This is a genomic window from Nakamurella sp. UYEF19, from assembly GCF_040546275.1.
In the GTDB taxonomy this organism is placed as follows: domain Bacteria; phylum Actinomycetota; class Actinomycetes; order Mycobacteriales; family Nakamurellaceae; genus Nakamurella.
The window spans coordinates 1-1,432 of the sequence record NZ_JBEPNO010000068.1 but is presented as its reverse complement, the minus strand read 5'-3'; the positions used below and the strand labels follow the sequence as shown (position 1 = coordinate 1,432).

The window sequence follows — 1,432 nt, the reverse complement described above, 5'->3', positions numbered from 1 at the left end:
GAGATATTGTCAATACCTGTGGATCAAGATCATTTAGGCGACCTCCTGAACATCGGTGTCGCGATCTGATCGTTCGACGAGTTTGCCGTGGTGGAACGTCGCGCCGGCGCGGACCAAGGCGACCAGCTGGGGTGCGTTGACCGCCCGCCACCGCAACTCGGCCGCTTCGATGAGTTTGAACGCCATGGCCAGGCCGGCCTTGCGGGAGCCGGGTCCCTTGGTGACCTTGGTGCGGTGCCGGACGGTGGCGAAGGTCGACTCGATCGGGTTGGTGGTGCGCAGGTGCACCCAGTGTTCGGCCGGGTAGTTGTAGAACTCGAGTAGGACATCCAGCTCGTCGATGATCTTGGCGACGGCCTTGGGGAACTTGGTGCCGTAGTCGATGGCGAACGCCTTCGCCGCCACCCGGGCCAGGTCCCCGTTCTCGGCGTTGTAGATCTGCTGCATCGCCGTGATCGCCCCGGGGTGAGCCGACTTCGGCAGCGCGGCAAGCACATTTGCCGACTTGTGGAACCAGCACCGCTGCTCCCGAGCCTGCGGGAACACATCCCGCAACGCGGCCCAGAACCCCAACGCGCCATCACCCATCGCCAGCACCGGTGCCCGCATCCCACGGCGTTTCGCGTCCCGGAGCAGACCCGCCCAGCTCTCGGTGGACTCCCGGTAGCCGTCGGTCAACGCGACCAGTTCCTTCTTGCCGTCGGCGCGCACCCCGATCATCACCAACAGGCACAGTTTCTCCTGCTCCAACCGGACCTTGAGGTGGATGCCGTCGACCCACAGATACACGAAGTCCACCTGCGACAAGTCACGAGCCGCAAACGCTTTCGCCTCGTCCTGCCACTGCGTGGTCAGCCGGGTCACCGTCGGCGCGGACAGACCCTGACCGGAGCCCAGGAACTGCTCCAACGCCGGCGCGAAGTCCAACGAGGACAGCCCGTGCAGATACAGCAACGGCAACACCTCGGCGACCTTCGGCGACTTACGCGACCACGCCGGCAGGATCTGCGAGGAGAACCGTTGCCGCTCACCGGTTTCCGGATCGACCCGCTTGTCGTTGACCCGCGGCGCGGCCACCGTCACCGCGCCCGCACCGGTCGCGATGTCACGTTCCTGATGTGAGCCGTTGCGGACCACCAACCGGTGCCCCTCCTGATCGACCACATCGGCGAACTGGTCGATGTACGCGGCGACTTCCGCCTGCAACGCCGCCGCCAACATCTGCCGGGCGCCGTCACGGATCAACTCGTCCAACAACGACCCAGCCGCGGCCGACTGGTGCACCTTTTCTGGGTGCTCGGGACCGACTACCTTCAACATCGGACGTGCCTTCCCAACCAGCGCCTGCCAGCGCGGGTCTTGTTTGTCGAAATGTCAGGACCACCGGGGAGGTACGTCCTCCACGCTCGTCCACAGGTTTCAATTATTGCTC

Annotated in this window: 1 protein-coding gene; it reads right to left on the bottom strand. The window is 64.9% G+C overall.

What is annotated here, in order from left to right; all coding sequences use genetic code 11:
* Positions 1-33: 33 nt before the first annotated feature.
* A complete protein-coding gene (locus ABIB25_RS29135) occupies positions 34-1,320 on the bottom strand; it encodes an IS256 family transposase (RefSeq protein WP_354532008.1) in 1,287 nt (428 codons plus the stop codon).
* Positions 1,321-1,432: the final 112 nt, after the last annotated feature.